We start from the raw sequence: 17,727 nt of genomic DNA, 5'->3' as shown, positions 1-17,727 counted from the left end.
CCATTCCGAACCCGGAAGCTAAGCCTGCCAGCGCCGATGGTACTGCACTCGACAGGGTGTGGGAGAGTAGGACACCGCCGGAACATCCTTCACGATAGGGGACCCAGAATCTGGGTCCCCTATCGGCGTTTGAGCACCAAACGGTGCTCCGGCGAACTTGCCGTACCCCGCGCCCCACGACGGGTACGTGATTGAATTCGTGGGATACAGACTTTCGCGATACCAAGAAAGGGAGCACCGTGCCGGAACAAAATGACGATCGGAAGCCCTTCCGGCGCGGCGCTCCCGACTCAGGGTCCGGCCGGCGAGATAACAATCAGCAGGATGCGAGCCGACGCGGCGGCGGGTTCAACCGTCGTGGTGACTCGGGGGAACGCGGGGGCTTCGGCCGCCGCGGTGACTCGGGTGGCTCCGGCTCCCGCGACAGTACGTCCGACCGAGGCGGTTACCAGCGACGCGAGAATTCCGGCGGGTTCAACCGCGGGGGCGACAGTGGCGGTTCCGACCAGCGCGGCGGTTCGGGCGAGCGCGGCGGGTTCAGGCGTCAGGACTCCGGCGACCGGAGTGGGGACACCGGTGGCTTCCGCCGCGGCGGCGACGCACCCAAGCGCGGTGGTTTCCAGCGGCGGGACGAGTCCGCGGATCGTGGCGGTTCCGCAGGCCGCGGCGGATCGGGCGATCGGGGCGGATTCAAACGCTCCGAGGGCTCCGGTGAACGCGGCGGCTTCAAACGCCGGAGTGATTCCGGAGAGCGGCGCGACGACTCGCGGGGTGGATTCCGCCCCGGCGGCGAGTCCGGCACGCGCGGCGGATCCGCTCGAGGCGATGCCCGTGGTGGATTCCCCCGTCGCCGGGACGATTTCGGTGATCGAGGCGATGCCCGCCGCGATGAACCGGGCGAGCGTGGCGGGTTCAAGCGTCGTGGCGAGTCCGGCGAGCGTGGTGACGCGGGGCGGGGCGGCGCGCCCGGATTCCAGCGCCGCGATAACGATCGCCGTGGCCAGGGACCGGATCGTGCGGGGCAGCGCGGCGGCGCGGATCGCGGGGATCGGACACCGCGCGACGACTCTTCACCGGATCGCCGCCGTGGCGGCGAAGGCGTCCATGCCGGTGGGGGCCGTTCCCTCGACCGTCGTCCGCCGCGGCCGGAGGAACCCGATCTGCCGGACGAGGTGCAGGCAGCCGATCTCGATCCTGCCGTGCGGCGGGACCTGCTCAGTTTGGACAAAGGGAACGCCGAGACGGTTGCCCGGCACTTGGTGATGGCGGTGCGCCTGGTCGACGACGATCCCGGCCTCGCTCTCGCCCATGCCAGGGCCGCGCGGCAGCGGGCAGGGCGGATCGCGGTCGTCCGCGAGACCGCGGGAGTGGTGGCCTACCACGCCGGCGAATGGGCGGAGGCCCTGTCGGAGCTGCGCACGGCGCGCCGGATGTCCGGTGGTTCCGGGCTGCTGGCCGTCATGGCCGACTGCGAGCGTGGCTTGGGCCGTCCCGAACGCGCTATCGAGCTCGGTCGCAGCGAGGAGGCGCGTGCCCTGCGCGGTGACGATGCCACCGAGCTGCGTATGGTCGTCGCGGGCGCACGAATGGACCTCGGCCAGTACGACCAAGCCGTCGTGACCTTGCAGACGTCGGATCTCGACCCGTCCAGGACCGGCTCCGCCGCGGCCCGCCTCTTCTACGCCTACGCCGACGCCCTCGTCGCCGCGGGTCGTACCGATGAGGGCCTCACCTGGTTCCTCAACGCCGCCTCGGCCGACCTCGACGGAGACACCGACGCCGAAGAACGCGCCGCCGAACTGACGGGCGACAGCGACATCTGAGCCTGTCGCCGATCGAGGTTGCCGCGCCCCGTGGGATGGCCGACTCCCGAGGACGGTTGCCTGCGCCCAGTGCCAGGCATGTAGACAGACGGTTCGGGATGCCGAACTCACGGGCGACAGCGACATCTGAGCCTGTCGCCGATCGCGGTGGCCGCGCCCCCGTCGGTGGCCGTCTCCCGAGGACGGGGCCAGGCGCAGTGCCAGGCATGTGGACAGATGGTTCGGGATGTGGCCGGGAGCCTGCGCCTGCGCGAATTTCGCTGCGGTCGCGGGCATGTGGCGAACAGGGCCGATCGGATCATCGCCGTGGCCGAGATCATGAACTCGTGATCTGCGGATCTATGCTGGCGCGCTTGGGATCCGGTGCGGCCGGAGTGGCTGACGCCACGTCCGTACGGCCCGCGCGTCGGCGTAGTGTCGAGTGTCTCGGATCTGCCGAGCGGACGGGCTGCCGGAGGGCCCGGCGGTGATGGGTCGGCGCGGCCGATCGGTGACACGGAGTGAGAGTGGTGTGAAGCGACTACGAGATCGCTACCGAGCCCTGCTGCTCGACCTGGACGGCACGCTGTATCGCGGGCACGAGGTGATCGAGGGAGCGCCGGAGGCACTCGCCGCGGATGGGCAGGCGGGCCGGCGATTGGTGTACGTCACGAACAATGCCAGCCGCGGTCCGCAGGTCGTGGCCGCGCATCTGTCCGAACTCGGCTTCGCCGCGACCGCCGACGACGTGGTGACCAGCGCACAGGCGGCGGCGCGGTTGCTGGCCGAGCGGCTCGACCGTGGCGCGCCGGTCCTGGTCGTCGGCACCGACGACTTGGCCGCCGAGGTCGAGGCTGTCGGGTTGCGACCGATCCGGCGCTCCGACGGCGACGCGCCCGCCGCTGTGGTGCAAGGACATTCACCGCACACCGCGTGGCCGGACCTCGCCGAAGCCGCCTACGCCCTGCGCACGGACGCACTGTGGGTCGCGGCGAACACCGACCGGACGTTGCCGAACGAACGAGGCCTCGCGCCGGGCAACGGTGCGATGGTCGCCGCGCTGCGTGCTGCCTCCGATCGGGAGCCGATCGTCGCGGGCAAGCCGTACGCGCCCCTGATGGAGGACGCGCTCGTCCGGGCCGGTTCCCGTTCCGCCCTGGTGGTGGGCGACCGGCTGGACACCGATATCGAGGGCGCCAACCGGGTCGGCCTCGACTCGTTGCTGGTGCTCACCGGTGTCAGCACAATCGATGAACTGCGCAAGGCCCCGGACGGGCAGATCCCGACCTATGTCGCCGACTCGCTCGACGCCCTCAACCACGCGGCCGTAGCCGCCGAGCCGGAAGCCGACCTCGGCGAGATGCTGCGGCGGAACCCGGGACGAGCTGTGACGGTCCGCGCGTCCGATTCGGAAATCCGATAGCGTTGACGCCACGATGACTAGTCCTATACCTCGTCCGAACGGTCCCGGCTCCGCCGGTGCGCAAGGTCCCCGCCCAGGGGTCCCGCTGCCCGGTCAGCACATGCCGGGTACGCAAGGCCGCCCGGAGCCTGCCGACCCGGATCGAATCCGCGGCGAGGTCGACAGCCTGCTCGCCGAACTCGACCGCCCCGGCCGGGCCGCGCCCGCGACCGACAGCGCCGAGGCAGGCGTCGACATCACCCGCCGCGCTCGCATCCTGGAGCAGGCACATGACGTGCTGGTACAGGCCCTGGCCACGGTGGACAAGATCTGAGGTGGCCAGGCGCGCACGGGTGGACGCGGAACTGGTTCGCCGCGGATTGGCGCGATCGCGAGAACACGCGGTCGAGCTGATCGGCGCGGGCCGCGTCCTGATAGCTGGAACGGTCGCGGTGAAAGCGGCGACCGCGGTGGAGGCGGGCACGCCGCTGGTGGTCCGCGAGGAGCCCGACGAGGTGTCCTGGGCCTCGCGCGGCGCGCACAAACTGCTCGGCGCGCTGGAGCGGTTCGAGCCGGACGGGTTGTCGGTGGCGGGCAAGCGCTGCCTGGACGCGGGCGCCTCCACCGGCGGTTTCACCGACGTCCTGCTGGCAGGGCGAGCACGGGAGGTCGTCGCGGTCGACGTCGGCTACGGCCAGCTGGTGTGGCGCCTGCGCACCGACGAGCGGGTCCGGGTGTTCGACCGGACCAACGTGCGCAACCTGACGTCCGAAACCATCGGCGGCACGGTCGAAGTGGTGGTGAGCGACCTGTCCTTCATTTCGCTGAGCCTGGTGCTGCCCGCGCTGGCCGCCTGCGCGGCGCCCGGCGCCGATCTGCTGCCCATGGTGAAACCGCAGTTCGAGGTCGGCAAGGAACGGGTCGGCTCCGGCGGCGTCGTGCGTGATCCCGCGCTGCGCGCCGACGCGGTGCGCACGGTGGCGGCGGCGGCCGCGGAGCTGGGCATGCGCACCGCCGGCGTCGTGGCGAGCCCGTTGCCGGGCCCGTCCGGCAATGTCGAATACTTCTTGTGGCTGCGCAACGACGGGCCGTTCGAATACGACGCCGAACAGGTCGCCGCGCTGGTCGAGCGTGCGGTTGAGGAGGGTCCACAGTGAACGCGCCGGCCCAACCCTGCGGCAGGGAGATCTTGCTGGTCTCCCACCCCGGCCGCGCGGAGATCATCGAGACCGCCCACCGGGTGGCGAAGATCTTCGCGGACGCGGGCATCTGCCTGCGCGTGCTCGCCGACGAGGCGGACAGCACGCGCTTCGCCGCCGAGCCGGGCGGCTACCCTGTGCGCGTGGTCGAGCACAGCCCGGACGCGGCGGTCGGCTGCGAGATGGTGCTCGTGCTCGGCGGCGACGGAACGTTCCTGCGCGCCGCCGAACTCGCGCGCCCGGCGGGGGTGCCGGTGCTGGGAATCAACCTCGGCCGCATCGGGTTTCTCACCGAAGCCGAGGCCGAGAACTTGGACGAGGCGCTGGCCCAGGTGGTGCGTCACGATTACACCATCGAGCATCGGATGACCATCGACGTCACCGTCCGGGTCGAGGACGAAGTGGTCGAGAGCGGTTGGGCACTGAACGAGGCGAGCATCGAAAACGCCTCGCGCATGGGCGTACTGGAAGTGGTGCTGGAAGTCGACGGCCGCCCGGTCTCGTCGTTCGGCTGTGACGGCATCCTCGTCTCGACGCCGACCGGGTCGACCGCCTACGCCTTCTCCGCGGGCGGTCCGGTGGTGTGGCCGGAACTCGAGGCCTTGCTGGTGATTCCGAGCAACGCCCACGCCCTGTTCGCGCGGCCGCTGGTGACCAGCCCGGATTCGCGTATCGCGGTCGAGTCTGTGGCGACCGGACACGATGCGATAGTTTTCCTGGACGGCAGGCGCACGCTCGCACTCCCCAGCGGTGGCCGGGTCGAGGCGGTTCGCGGCGCTCGACCGGTGCGCTGGGTGCGGCTGGACTCCGCACCGTTCGCCGACCGGATGGTGCGCAAGTTCCAATTGCCCGTGACAGGCTGGCGTGGCCGACGGCGAACGGAGAGCACAAGTGCTGACAGAGATCAGGATTGACGGGCTTGGCGTCATTTCCACCGCGACCGCGCAGTTCCATGCGGGACTGACCTGTCTGACCGGCGAGACCGGCGCGGGCAAGACCATGGTGGTGACCAGCCTTCATCTGCTCAGCGGTGCCCGCGCGGACGCGGGCCGGGTCCGGCTCGGCGCCTCCCGCGCGGTGGTGGAGGGCCGGTTCACCATCGACGACGTCAACGACGCCGCGCGCGCCGAGGTCGCGCGGGTGCTGGAAGCGGCCGCGGCCGAGCAGGACGACGACGGCAGCGTCATCGCGATCCGCACGGTCGGCAGCGATGGGCGCTCCCGCGCGCATCTCGGTGGCCGCGGCGTCCCCGCCTCGGTGCTCGCCGATTTCACCGCGCCTGTGCTGACCGTGCACGGCCAGAACGATCAGTTGCGTTTGCAGCGCCCCGACCAGCAGTTGTCGGCCCTGGACCAGTTCGCGGGCGACACCGTGGGCGCTCTGCTGCGCAAATACCAGGTGTTGCGCCGCTCATGGCTCGACGCCCGCACCGAGCTGCTCGAACGAACCGCGCGCAGCAGGGAATTGGCCCTCGAGGCCGAGCGGCTCGAGCACTCGTTGAAGGAAATCGACACCATCGCGCCCGAACCCGGCGAAGACGTGCGCATCGTCGACGAGGTGCGCAGGCTGAGCGATCTGGATTCGCTGCGGGAGGCGGCGGCCACCGCGCACGACGCGCTGGCCGGGCCTGCCGAAGCACCCGAAGACGGTTCCGGCGCCCTGGAAGCGCTCGGCGCCGCGCGCGCCCGCATCGAAGCCGCCGACGACCCGGCGCTGGTCGCGCTCGCGCCGCGCCTGGCCGAGGCCATCGCCGTGGTGGTGGACGTGACCACCGACCTGAGCGGATACCTTTCGGACCTGCCGTCCGATCCGGGAGCGCTGGATTCACTGCTCACCAGGCAGGCCGAATTGAAGACGCTGACCCGCAAGTACGCACCGGACATCGACGGTGTGCTGGCCTGGGCAGAGGAGGCGCGCACCCGGCTCGGTTCGCTCGACGTCTCCGAGGAGGCGCTGGGCAAACTGGCCGCCGAAGTGGACACCGCCGCCGAACGGGTGCGGGAGGCGGCGAAGAAGCTGAGCGCGGCGCGGAGCAAAGCGGCGGGGAAGCTGGCGGCCGCGGTGAGCGCCGAGCTGGGCGGCCTGGCGATGGGCAAGGCGCGTCTGGAGGTCGAGGTGCGGCCGTTGCTCGCGGGAGCTCAGGACTCGGCGCCGCTCACCGTCGACGGCCGGGAATTGCATGCCGGCGCCACGGGCACCGATGAGGCCGAGTTCCGGCTGGCGGCGCATTCGGGCGCGCAGTCGTTGCCGTTGAGCAAGAGCGCGTCGGGTGGTGAACTGTCGCGCGTGATGCTGGCGCTGGAAGTGGTGCTCGCCGGTTCCGATCACGGAGCGACCATGGTGTTCGACGAGGTCGACGCGGGCGTCGGCGGGCGAGCCGCGGTGGAGATCGGCCGCAGGCTGGCCCGGCTGGCGCGCACCCACCAGGTCATCGTGGTGACGCATCTGCCGCAGGTCGCGGCGTTCGCCGACACCCACCTCGTGGTCGACAAATCCGACGACGGCAAGGGTGCCGTCAACAGCGGCGTACGGGCTCTCACGAATGACGAGCGGGTGGTCGAGCTGGCGCGCATGCTGGCCGGTCTCGACGACACCGAGACCGGCCGCGCGCACGCGGAGGAACTGCTGGCGACGGCACGCGCCGAGAAGGCGGGCGCCGAGGTGGCCGCGCGCTGAGCGCGCCGGTCAGCGCACCGCCTTCTGCGCACCCTTGATGAACGTGCCGATCAGGTTCTTGAGGCCGAATTCCAGCACCTTGGCTGGCACCGGCAGCGACGGGTCCGATTCCATGGTGTAGGAGACCAGGGTGCCGTTGTCGGCGTCGGCGAAGGTGACGATGCCGACGTGCCGCTTCACCGGCGCGCCCTTGACGATCTTGTACTCCATCCGCTCACCGGGCACGAGGTTCGTGATCTCCTCGGTGACGCCGACCGGGCCGAGGCCGATCAGGTGCTGCGCGCCGACGCCTTCTCGCTCGGTCAGGCCGGGCTTGACCAGCTTGACCTGGACCGGGATGTAGGGGCTGATGCTCTCGCGGTCGGCGAAGAGCCGGTACACGACCTCGCGCGGGGCGGCGATGACGGCGTCGACGGTGGTGCTGGCCATGAAATCTCCTCTTCCAGTTACGTGTGACCGGCAGCATATAGCTACAGCGGCCGCGGCTCGGTGATCGTGTCGTCCGCATCACAATCGGCGGCGAGCCACCCGCGTGGTGGGCTCTACCGAGCCGGTGCGGTGAAGGCGACCGGAGCCGAGGTCGGTGTGAAGTAGCGGCGGTCGTCACGGAAACGGTATGTCGAACTACGGATGACATTCGTGAAACGACGGCTGATAGTGCGGTGCTCGCTGTCGGCTGCGGTTGAGAGTGTACGCGCCCGCGGGTGGTTCGGTTCGGTAAACAGATTCTCGATCAACGCATTTCGAATCCACCCCCTGTGCCATACCCGATCGATGTCCGCAATGTCCGATTTTTTATCTACTATGTAACTCAGTAGATGAACGGCGGATGAATTCCGTCGGATAGCGGGAAGCACCGAGGCGAAGGGGCCATCATGTGCAGCGTTCTCCCAGCAAGGATCAGGACGGGCGAAGCGCGGCGCTCCGGGCTGGTGTCCGGGCGCGGCCGGAAATCATCGAAGAAGAGGGCGTTCGCGCTGATCGTCGCCGGTCTCGCCGCGGGGACGGTGGCCGCGGCGGGCGGGGCGGCCGCGGAGTCGTTGTCCGGCTCCGACCACTCCGGTCGTTCGGGTTCGCACGGCGACTCTACGGGGTGGCACGCGATCGACCCGTTCGGATATCAGCACTCCGATCCGAATCCACTGCGGCAGAACGAACATCAGCATGCCCTGCGCGAGTATCACCGCAGGAACAAGCCCCGTCCGGACGAGAGCGGTGCCGGAAACGGCGCCAGGGAATCGGCGTGGACGCGCACACAGCGGCCGGACGGCAATGGCTGGACCGTGTGCCGGCCGCAGGCGAAGTGGTGCTGATCGAGACGCGAGCTGTCGGCGGCTGCACCGAAACCCGGGTATGGAACTCGTTCGGCTGCTGGTGATCGGCGCCGTGGTTTCGGCCGGAACGGTGTTCGGATCCGCTACGGCTGCGGCGACCGGGGGCAACGTGAGTGCGGACTGCCTGTGGGCGGGCGCAGCCCATGTGCAGGGGAACTCGATCGCGGCCGGTGGTTGGAGCTTCCGGTGTGGCACGGACGAACGGGGCGCGCCGTACTGGTTCCGCGGTGCGGCCCTGAGCGAGCCGAGCATGGTGCCCATCCGGGCGCGGCGCAGCGTCCGGCCGGCCGGTTCAGCGCGGGAGCCCGGCAGCCGGGAACGGCGCTTCGACCCGGGCGCGACCGGTCCGGCGAGGTCGTGGCGATCGGCAAGTCTCTGCGACGACGGCAACCTGACCTGATCCGATCCGCTTGTCGCGCATGGGTAGCACTGAATTCGCTGTCTGCTGGAGGGGAGTGTTTGTGCGCGTCACAGTGGATCGGCAAAACATTCGCCCACTGATTGCTAACACTGATGGTTTTCCGGAGGCTAGGTCTCATATCGCATAAGTTGGCACGTTCGCGGGTGGCGCCCGAGGTTTCCAAGTGAGTGATCTGCCCTGATGAATGTGGGACGTCTTCCGTGTGACCGTGGGCGACGGCACGGTCTGATTGCCAACAGGTAACGCAGAGGCGTCATGCGCTCGGTGCGACGGCGCGCCTCCACCAATGGTTGAGAGTTTGCGCTCATCATCGCCCCATGAGGATGCCGGCGCTGTTGTCGCGAAACACCGAAACGTTGCCTGGTCTGATCGGGACGGCCCGGGTCGACCGCAACACCCGGCGCCTGCTCGGCCGGGTCGGACCGGGCGACATCGTCGTCCTCGACGAGATGGACCTCGACCGGATGACCGCCGACCGGTTGGTCGAGGCCCGCGTCGGCGCGGTGATCAACACCTCGCCGTCCATCTCCGGTCGCTACCCGAACCTCGGCCCCGAGGCGCTCGTGGCCCACGGGATCCTGCTGCTGGACACGGTGAGCTCGGATGCGTTCAAGAAGATCAAGGACGGTGTGAAGGTCCGCGTGGTCGACGGTGTGGTCTACGCCGACAAGTTGATCAAGAAGGAGCCGGAGGTCCTCGTCGAGGGCATCGAACTCACCGAGACCGCCATCGCGGAGCGCATGCTCGAGGCGCGCAACGGCCTGGCCGATCACCTCGAGGCGTTCGCGGGCAACACCATCGAGTTCATCCGTACCGAGAGCGCGCTGCTCATCGACGGGTTCGGCGTTCCGGAGCTGGATCTGGTGATGAAGCACCGGCACGTGGTGGTCGTCGCCGACGGCCCGGAGCACGCCGAGGATCTGCAGCGGCTCAAGCCGTTCATCAAGGAGTACACCCCGATCCTGATCGGCGTCGGCCGTGGCGCCGACACCCTGCGCAGGCGGGGATACCGGCCCGACGTCATCGTGGGCGACCCCGAGGAGATCACCAGCGCCACCATGAAATGCGGCGCCGAGGTGATCCTGCCCGCCGACACCGACGGACACGCCAAGGGACTCGAACGCATCCAGGATCTGGGCATCGGCGCGACGACCTTCCCCTCCTCGGGTTCGGCCGCCGATCTGGCGCTGCTGCTGGCCGACCATCACGGCGCCGCGCTCATCGTCACCGCGGGAGCGCCCGCCTCGCTCGACGACTTCTTCGACCGCGGCCGTCGCGACAGCAATCCGGCCACCTTCCTCACCCGGCTCAAGGTCGGTACGAAGCTGATGGACGCGCAGGCGGTGGCCACCCTGTACCGCAATCGCGTGTCCGGAGTCGCCGTCGCGCTGGTGGTGCTCGCCGCGCTGGTCGCGGTGATCGTCGTGTTGCTGGCGTCCAACAGCGGCGGGGATGTCATGGATTGGGGCGTGGACGCCTGGAACCGCCTCGCACGATGGGCGCAGGGGCAAGCCGGATCGTTGGAATTCTGAGGAGAACGATGATTTCGCTGCGCCAGCACGCCGTCTCGATCGTCGCGATCTTCCTCGCGCTCGCGATCGGTGTGGTGCTCGGATCCCAGACGCTCGCGTCCGACCTGCTGTCGGCCTTGCGGGCGGACAAGTCCGACCTGCGCCAGCAGGTCGACGTCCTGACCGAGCAGAACCGGCGGCTCGGCGAGCAGGCCGTGGCCGCCGATCGGTTCATCGCCGGGTCGTCGGGCCGCATTCTCGGCGGCGCGCTCACCGACCGCAGCGTCGTCGTGTTCACGACCCCGGACGCCGATCCCGGAGACGTCGACGCGGTGACCAAGGCGCTCGAGGTCGCCGGCGCGGGCGTCACCGGCCGGATCGCGCTCACCGAGGCGTTCGTCGACGCCACCGAGGGCGACCGGATGCGCTCGGCCGTCACGAACGTCATCCCGGGCGGGGCGCAGCTGCGGACCGGCGCGGTGGATCAGGGCAGTATGGCCGGTGACCTGCTCGGCCTGGTGCTCCTGCTCGACCCGGCCACCGGGCAAACCCGGAGCACTCCGGAGGAGCTCGGGCTGGTCCTGGAGACTCTGCGCGGCGGCGGCTTCCTCGCCTACGGCGAAACGCCGGTGCGGCCCGCGCAGCTCGCGGTCGTGATCACCGGCAACGGCCTCGCTGCCGCCGAGAACGGCGTGGGCGCCAACAGCGCGCGTTTCGCGGGCGCCCTGCGTGGCCGCGGTGCGGGCGTGGTCCTCGCGGGCCGCGCTGGCGCCGCCGACCAGCAGGGGCCGATCGCCGTGGTCCGCGCCGACGCCGCGCTCGCGGCCCAGGTGAGCACCGTCGACAATCTCGAGCGGGAACTCGGCCGGGTCACGACCGTGCTCGCGCTCGGTGAGCAGCTCAATGGTGGCGCAGGACGTTACGGCACCGGCGCCAAGGCCACCGCGCTCACTCTGGCCGCGGTTCCCGGCTGACCTGGCGCGAGGCCGCTGGCAGACGTCCGGAAAATGCCGGGACGCGACCCGGCTCACACTTCGGCTCCGAGTGCTCTGATCGCCGTTCCGGCGATCGGCGGGCAAACGTGCGTGGCATTCGAACGGACGGGCGGATTCGTGTTACCGTGAAGACCCGTGGGTCAAACACGGATTCAGGCGCGAACGGCCACGAAGCACATCTTCGTCAGCGGTGGTGTCGCCTCCTCATTGGGTAAAGGTCTTACCGCCTCCAGCCTCGGTCAGCTGCTGACGGCGCGTGGGCTGCGCGTCACGATGCAGAAACTCGACCCGTACTTGAACGTCGATCCCGGCACGATGAACCCCTTCCAGCACGGCGAGGTGTTCGTGACCGAGGACGGGGCGGAGACCGACCTGGACGTCGGCCACTACGAGCGTTTCCTCGATCGGGACCTGTCCCGGGACGCGAATGTGACCACCGGGCAAATCTATTCGTCGGTCATCGCCAAGGAGCGCCGCGGCGAGTACCTCGGCGACACGGTGCAGGTGATCCCGCATATCACCGACGAGATCAAGAACCGGATCCTCGCCATGCGCGGCCCGGATCTGCAGGGCCAGACCCCGGACGTGGTGATCACCGAGATCGGCGGCACCGTCGGCGACATCGAGTCGCAACCGTTCCTGGAGGCCGCCCGCCAGATCCGCCACGACGTCGGACGCGACAACGTCTTCTTCCTGCACGTGTCGCTGGTGCCCTACCTCGCGCCCTCCGGTGAGCTGAAGACCAAGCCGACCCAGCACTCGGTGGCGGCGCTGCGCAATATCGGTATCCAGCCCGACGCGCTGATCCTGCGTTGTGACCGCGAGGTCCCGCAGGCGCTGAAGAGCAAGATCGCGCTGATGTGCGACGTCGAGGTGGATGCGTGCATCTCCACGCCGGACGCGCCGTCGATCTACGACATCCCGCGCGTGCTGCACCGGGAGGGCCTGGACGCCTACGTGGTGCGCAGGCTGGGCCTGCCGTTCCGCGACGTGGACTGGACCGTGTGGGGCGACCTGCTCGACCGCGTGCACTCGCCGCGCGAGACGGTCGAGGTCGCGCTGGTCGGCAAGTACGTCGACCTGCCCGACGCCTATCTCTCGGTCACCGAGGCGCTGCGCGCGGGCGGGTTCGCCTCGCGCGCCAAGGTGAATATCCGCTGGGTGCCCTCCGACGAGTGCGAGACCCCCTCCGGCGCCCAGCACGCGCTGCGTGACGTGGACGCCGTCCTGATTCCCGGCGGCTTCGGCATCCGCGGCATCGAGGGCAAGGTCGGCGCGATCCACTACGCGCGCACCCGCGGCATCCCGCTGCTCGGCTTGTGCCTGGGGTTGCAGTGCGTCGTGATCGAGGCGGCGCGCAGGGTGGGGCTGGCGGAGGCCAACTCGGCCGAGTTCGAGCCGGACACGCCGCATCCGGTCATCTCCACCATGGCCGACCAGGAGCAGGCCGTGGCCGGCGAGGCCGATCTCGGCGGCACCATGCGGCTGGGCGCCTACCCGGCGATCCTGGAGAAGGGCTCGGTCGTCGCCCAGGCCTACGGCAGCGAACAGGTCTCCGAGCGTCATCGCCACCGCTACGAGGTGAACAACGCCTACCGCGACAAGATCGCGCAGAGCGGGTTGAAGTTCAGCGGCATCTCGCCGGACGGGCACCTGGTCGAGTTCGTAGAGCTGCCCGCCGACGTGCATCCGTTCTTCGTCGCCACACAGGCGCACCCGGAGTTGAAGAGCCGCCCCACGCGCCCGCATCCGCTGTTCGCGGCGCTCATCTCGGCGGCGCTGCGATACAAGGCGGCCGAACGGCTCCCGGTGGACATCCCGGGTGAAGAACTGGCGGGTGCGGCGGAAAAGGCGTAGCGGCATGACCGACGGGGGCGCTGCCGAGCCGGGCAGCCACGACTTCGAGACAGTTTCGGCCGAGACCGTGTACAGCGGCGCGATCCTCGCGTTGCGGCTCGACCAGGTGCGCATGCCGGGCGGCCGGGTCGTCGAGCGGGAGGTGATCGAGCACCACGGCGCCGTCGCCGTGGCCGCGATCGATGACGACGGCAATGTGGTGCTGATCAATCAATATCGTCACCCGATCAGCAGGCGGCTGCTCGAACTGCCCGCCGGTCTGCTCGACGTGCCCGGCGAGGATCCACTGCTCGCGGCCCGCCGTGAGCTGGCCGAGGAAACCGGGTTGGCCGCCAGGGAATGGGCGGTGCTGGTGGACGTGGCGCTCTCGCCCGGGTTCACCGACGAAGCGCTGCGGGTGTACCTGGCGCGCGGTCTGTACGAAACCGACCGTCCGGAGCCGGAATTCGAGGAGGCGGATCTGGAAGTGGTCCGCATGCCGGTCGACGCGGCGGTCCGCGCGGCGTTGAGCGGCGAGATCGTCAACGCAACGGCGGTCGCGGGCGTGCTCGCGCTGGCGGCCGCGCGGGCGGGCGGCATCGAGTTGCGGCCGCCGGACGCACCCTGGGACGGTCAGCCCACGACCTTCCTCCGCCGCAAGGCGGCCGCGAAGTCCGGAGACTGACCGGACGTGCTCGGTCGCGAGCTCGACGCCTATCTCGACCACCTCGCGGTCGAGCGCGGCGTCGCGCCCAACACCTTGGGCGCCTACCGGCGTGACCTCGGTCGCTATCTGGATTTCCTGTCCGGGCGCGGCATCCGCTCGCTCGACCGGGTCGCCGAGTCCGATGTCGCCGAGTTCACCATGGCGCTGCGCTCGGGCGATCGAGGGCACCCGCCGCTGGCGGCGAGTTCGGTGGCCCGCGCGCTGATCGCGGTGCGCGGCTGGCATCGCTTCGCCGCCGCGGAGGGGCTGACCGACACCGACGTGGCGCACGCGGTGAAGCCGCCCGCGCCGGGGCGCAGGCTGCCCAAGGCGCTGCCCTACGACCAGGTGCTGCGTTTGCTGGAGGCGGCGGGCGGTGGCTCGGGAGATCCCGCGGCGGGTGTCGACGGCGGCCCGCGCGGCCTGCGCGACCGCGCGCTGCTGGAAATGCTGTATTCCACCGGCGCCCGCATCTCGGAAACGGTCGGATTGGACGTCGACGATCTCGACCTCGGGGAACGGTCGGTCGTGCTGCGCGGCAAGGGCGGGAAACAGCGCCTGGTGCCGATCGGACGGCCCGCCCTCGCCGCCGTGGACGCCTACCGGGTCCGGGGACGGCCCGTGCTGGCCGCGCGGGGAAAGGGCAACGCCGGGGCCCTCTTCCTGAATGCCCGCGGCGCCCGGCTGTCCCGGCAGAGTGCCTGGCAGGTCCTGCACACCGCCGCCGAACGCGCGGGCATCGCGGCGGCGGTATCGCCGCACACGCTGCGCCACTCCTTCGCCACCCATCTGCTCGACGGTGGCGCCGACGTCAGGGTGGTGCAGGAACTGCTCGGCCACGCCTCGGTGACCACGACCCAGATCTACACCCTGGTCACGGTCAACACCTTGCGCGAAGTCTGGGCCACCGCACACCCCCGCGCCCGGTGAGGTCTTCGCGTTTCGCGCCCCACCATGACGCGAGACGAGTTGACCGGCAGAGTCTTTCGGGGCAAAGCCGGCCTGGTGGTGCTTGCGCCGGGCGTCGTGCACGCCTTCGGCGCCGCCGCCGACGGGCCCGCGAAGTTCCTGGCTGTGCTCACACCCGGTATCGTCCGCTTCGAATACTTCCGGCGACGCGGCCGGATCGCGCGCGGGGAGACGGACTGGGACAGCATGATCGAATTGCGTGATGGCGTTGACCAGCGCCGGACGAACACGCCGCGCGCAGGCGCGGCACTCGAGTGCCGTCAAGCGGTAGCGTCTATCCAGAGCTGGACCGCACGAAAGCGAGGTCGGCCCTGATCGGCCTCGCTACGCTCGGCGAGGCAACGGGCAGGAACGTATAAGGAGCAGCGGATCGTGACGACAGCCGGAGCGGCAGAGCCGCCGATGGGTGCTGGGGCGGAGCCGCTTACGGGCTCGCGACCGGGTCCGTACTCGGACGCCGCGGCGGAAACGCTGTGGGGCCACGGAGTCGAGCCGGTCCCCGAGGACGCGACGCTCGGCCCGACCGGACGACCGTTGCGGCTGGTGCCGGACCCACCGCCGGTCGGCGAGCACGGTGACGCGTTGATCGTGGCCATGTGCAACCAGAAGGGCGGGGTCGGCAAGACCACCTCCACCATCAATCTCGGTGCCGCGCTGGCCGAATACGGCCGCCGGGTGCTGCTCGTCGACCTGGACCCGCAGGGCGCGCTGTCGGCCGGTCTCGGCGTCGCCCACCACGATCTCGACTCGACCGTGCACGACCTGCTCATCGGTTCCAAGGTGTCCATCGATGACGTGCTGATGCAGACGCGGGTCCCGAACATGGACCTGCTGCCGAGCAACATCGACCTCTCCGCCGCGGAGATCCAGCTCGTCAACGAGGTGGGCCGGGAGCAATCGCTCGGCCGCGCGCTGGAGCCGGTGCGCAACCGCTACGACTACATCCTCATCGACTGCCAGCCTTCGCTGGGCCTGCTCACGGTCAACGCCCTGGCCTGCTCGGACGGCGTGATCATCCCGATGGAGTGCGAGTACTTCTCGCTACGTGGGCTCGCACTGCTCAACGACACCGTCGAGAAGGTGCGGGACCGGCTGAACCCGCGGTTGAGCCTGTACGGAATAGTGGTCACCATGTTCGACTCTCGACTGCTGCATTCCCGCCAGGTCATGGCGCGCGTCGTCGAGGTGTTCGGTGAGCTGGTCTACGACACCGCCATCGCGCGCACCGTCCGTTTCCCGGACGCCAGTGTCGCGGGCGAGCCCATCACCACATGGGCGCCGAAATCGAGTGGCGCCGAAGCGTATCGGTCGATGGCCCGGGAAGTCATCCACCGATCCGGCCGGTGAGCGGCCGCTCCGACCCCTCGTCTGCGTCCCACCACAACCCGTCCGGCCAGGGGTCTTCCTCGGCCGGACCGACCCCCACACCGGACGACCGCGAGCCCGATGCCGCCGGGTCGGACCCGACCGCTCCGGGGAACGCACCCGCGCTCGGTAACGTGGCTGCCGCGTTCATCGCGGCGGGCCGGGACGCGGCGCCCGCGCGCCCGAACCCGGCCGTCGTCGGGGGCGTCGCCGGACCGACCGCTCCCGAACCGGACCATGACGGCCCACCTTCCCGGGACAGTGCCGACGAACCGGGCATGCAGCACACCGAGGCGGTCGCGCGGGAGGTCGCCGAGGCGAATGCCGCCCGGCCCGCCGACGCCGACACGCCGGACTCCGCGCCGGAGCTGGTCGGACCAGGAGCGGAGGTGGTCGGTCCAGAGGCGGGCGCACTCCGTCCTGTGTCGGAGGTATCCGGCTCCGACCGGGGGACACGCGGTCCTGTGCCAGAGGTATCCCGCTCCGGCCTGGAGGCGCCCGGCTCCGACCGGGGGACACGCGGTCCCGTGCCTGAGGTATCCCACTCCGGCCCAGAGGTGTCCGGCTCCGTGCCCGACGCGCCCGGTGCCGCTTCGGCCACACCCGGCTCCGAGCCGGACACGCGGCCGGGGAAGGAGGCGCAGGCGGACGAGCCGCAGGCGTCCGGGTTTCATCTGCGGCTGAGCAACTTCGAGGGGCCGTTCGACCTGCTGCTGACCCTGATCAGCTCGCGCAAGCTGGATGTCACCGAGGTGGCGTTGCACAAGGTCACCGACGAGTTCATCGCCTACACCAAGGCGCTGACCGCGAGCATGGCGCGGCAGAACACGTTGCGCGCGGACAAGATCCTGGATCAGACCACCGAATTCCTGGTCGTCGCCGCCACGTTGCTCGATCTGAAGGCGGCGCGGCTGCTGCCGTCCGGGGAGATGACCGACGCCGAGGACCTCGAGCTGCTCGAGGCGCGCGACCTGCTGTTCGCCCGGCTGCTGCAATACCGTGCGTTCAAGCAGGTCGCCGAACTGCTCGGGGAGCTGGAGGCGGCCGCGCTGCGCCGTTATCCACGCGCGGTCGGCCTGGAGGAGCGCTACGCCGGTCTGCTGCCCGAGGTTAGGCTGGGTGTCGGGGCGGCCGAGTTCGCCGAGATCGCCGCGGCGGCCTTCCGGCCCCGTCCGGTACCCAAGGTCGGGCTCGACCACTTGCACACGCACGCGATTTCGGTGGCCGAGCAGGCGGCACTGGTGCTGGAGCGGCTCAAACAGCGTGGTGCGGGTGCGTGGACCTCCTTCGGCGAGCTGGTCGCGGACTGCGAGCTCCCGGTGCAGATCGTCGCCCGCTTCCTGGCGCTGCTCGAGCTGTATCGCGGCAAGACGATCGAGTTCGACCAGCCCGATCCGCTCGGTCCCCTGGCGGTCAGCTGGATCGGCGACGAGGCCGCGCAACAGACGGACACCGTGACAATCGAGGAGGACTACGGGTGAGCGAGCACAGCGCGCGACCGCGCCCGGACT

At 70.1% G+C, this 17,727-nt stretch carries 16 protein-coding genes, 1 rRNA gene and 1 pseudogene; 17 read left to right on the top strand and 1 reads right to left on the bottom strand.

Annotated features, from left to right (window positions below):
* The 7 genes and pseudogenes from rrf to recN form a co-directional block, all read left to right on the top strand.
* Positions 1 to 83, top strand: a 5S ribosomal RNA gene (gene rrf, locus ACZ6DL_RS36635); the annotation flags it as partial.
* A 675-nt stretch (positions 84 to 758) separates the two neighbouring features.
* Positions 759 to 1,823 (top strand): annotated as a pseudogene (locus ACZ6DL_RS36630) (tetratricopeptide repeat protein); the annotation flags it as partial.
* Between the two features lie 511 nt (positions 1,824 to 2,334).
* Complete coding sequence (locus ACZ6DL_RS36625; protein ID WP_466058153.1) at positions 2,335 to 3,225, top strand: HAD-IIA family hydrolase; 891 nt, start codon at positions 2,335 to 2,337, stop codon at positions 3,223 to 3,225.
* A gap of 100 nt (positions 3,226 to 3,325) precedes the next feature.
* Entirely contained in the window at positions 3,326 to 3,538 is a 213-nt protein-coding gene (locus ACZ6DL_RS36620) for a hypothetical protein (protein WP_466058151.1), read from the top strand.
* A 1-nt stretch (position 3,539) separates the two neighbouring features.
* Positions 3,540 to 4,361, top strand: a complete 822-nt coding sequence (locus tag ACZ6DL_RS36615) for a TlyA family RNA methyltransferase (protein WP_466058149.1) — start codon at positions 3,540 to 3,542, stop codon at positions 4,359 to 4,361.
* Positions 4,358 to 5,317 carry an NAD kinase gene (locus tag ACZ6DL_RS36610; protein ID WP_062977136.1) on the top strand — a complete coding sequence of 320 codons (960 nt, stop codon included), beginning with the start codon at positions 4,358 to 4,360 and terminating at the stop codon, positions 5,315 to 5,317. Before ACZ6DL_RS36615 ends, ACZ6DL_RS36610 begins: the two co-directional genes overlap by 4 nt.
* Positions 5,295 to 7,079, top strand: coding sequence for a DNA repair protein RecN (gene recN, locus ACZ6DL_RS36605; protein ID WP_466058146.1), 1,785 nt, complete (start codon positions 5,295 to 5,297; stop codon positions 7,077 to 7,079). The genes ACZ6DL_RS36610 and recN overlap by 23 nt, the downstream gene beginning before the upstream one ends.
* A 9-nt stretch (positions 7,080 to 7,088) precedes the next feature.
* Here the strand turns inward: recN and ACZ6DL_RS36600 are convergent, their stop codons facing one another.
* Positions 7,089 to 7,508 (bottom strand): SRPBCC family protein, encoded by a 420-nt coding sequence (locus tag ACZ6DL_RS36600; protein WP_040866165.1) that lies wholly within the window; start codon positions 7,506 to 7,508, stop codon positions 7,089 to 7,091.
* A 446-nt stretch (positions 7,509 to 7,954) separates the two neighbouring features.
* Here ACZ6DL_RS36600 and ACZ6DL_RS36595 point away from each other — a divergent pair, with 446 nt between their 5' ends.
* From ACZ6DL_RS36595 to ACZ6DL_RS36550, 10 genes are all read left to right on the top strand, one after another.
* Positions 7,955 to 8,392 (top strand): hypothetical protein, encoded by a 438-nt coding sequence (locus tag ACZ6DL_RS36595; RefSeq protein WP_466058144.1) that lies wholly within the window; start codon positions 7,955 to 7,957, stop codon positions 8,390 to 8,392.
* A 40-nt stretch (positions 8,393 to 8,432) separates the two neighbouring features.
* On the top strand, positions 8,433 to 8,813 hold the full coding sequence (locus tag ACZ6DL_RS36590; protein WP_466058142.1) for a hypothetical protein: 381 nt from the start codon (positions 8,433 to 8,435) through the stop codon (positions 8,811 to 8,813).
* A gap of 338 nt (positions 8,814 to 9,151) precedes the next feature.
* Positions 9,152 to 10,366 (top strand): putative cytokinetic ring protein SteA, encoded by a 1,215-nt coding sequence (gene steA, locus ACZ6DL_RS36585; RefSeq protein WP_466058141.1) that lies wholly within the window; start codon positions 9,152 to 9,154, stop codon positions 10,364 to 10,366.
* Positions 10,367 to 10,374: 8 nt separating this feature from the next.
* Complete coding sequence (locus ACZ6DL_RS36580) at positions 10,375 to 11,319, top strand: copper transporter (RefSeq protein ID WP_466058139.1); 945 nt, start codon at positions 10,375 to 10,377, stop codon at positions 11,317 to 11,319.
* 156 nt (positions 11,320 to 11,475) lie between these two features.
* Positions 11,476 to 13,197: a CTP synthase gene (locus tag ACZ6DL_RS36575; RefSeq protein ID WP_466058137.1), complete on the top strand. Its 1,722-nt coding sequence runs from the start codon at positions 11,476 to 11,478 to the stop codon at positions 13,195 to 13,197.
* A 4-nt stretch (positions 13,198 to 13,201) separates the two neighbouring features.
* Complete coding sequence (locus ACZ6DL_RS36570) at positions 13,202 to 13,861, top strand: NUDIX domain-containing protein (RefSeq protein ID WP_466058136.1); 660 nt, start codon at positions 13,202 to 13,204, stop codon at positions 13,859 to 13,861.
* Between the two features lie 6 nt (positions 13,862 to 13,867).
* Positions 13,868 to 14,812, top strand: coding sequence for a site-specific tyrosine recombinase XerD (gene xerD, locus ACZ6DL_RS36565; protein ID WP_466058134.1), 945 nt, complete (start codon positions 13,868 to 13,870; stop codon positions 14,810 to 14,812).
* A 24-nt stretch (positions 14,813 to 14,836) separates the two neighbouring features.
* A complete protein-coding gene (locus tag ACZ6DL_RS36560; RefSeq protein WP_466058133.1) occupies positions 14,837 to 15,166 on the top strand; it encodes a hypothetical protein in 330 nt (109 codons plus the stop codon).
* An 87-nt stretch (positions 15,167 to 15,253) separates the two neighbouring features.
* Positions 15,254 to 16,198: a ParA family protein gene (locus ACZ6DL_RS36555; protein WP_040866172.1), complete on the top strand. Its 945-nt coding sequence runs from the start codon at positions 15,254 to 15,256 to the stop codon at positions 16,196 to 16,198.
* A gap of 692 nt (positions 16,199 to 16,890) precedes the next feature.
* Positions 16,891 to 17,697 (top strand): segregation and condensation protein A, encoded by an 807-nt coding sequence (locus ACZ6DL_RS36550; protein WP_040866193.1) that lies wholly within the window; start codon positions 16,891 to 16,893, stop codon positions 17,695 to 17,697.
* The last annotated feature ends 30 nt before the right edge of the window (positions 17,698 to 17,727 follow it).

The organism is Nocardia sp. NPDC041819 (genome assembly GCF_055590505.1).
Note: the sequence above shows the minus strand (reverse complement) of the source record. Positions and strands in the feature narration are given on the sequence as shown.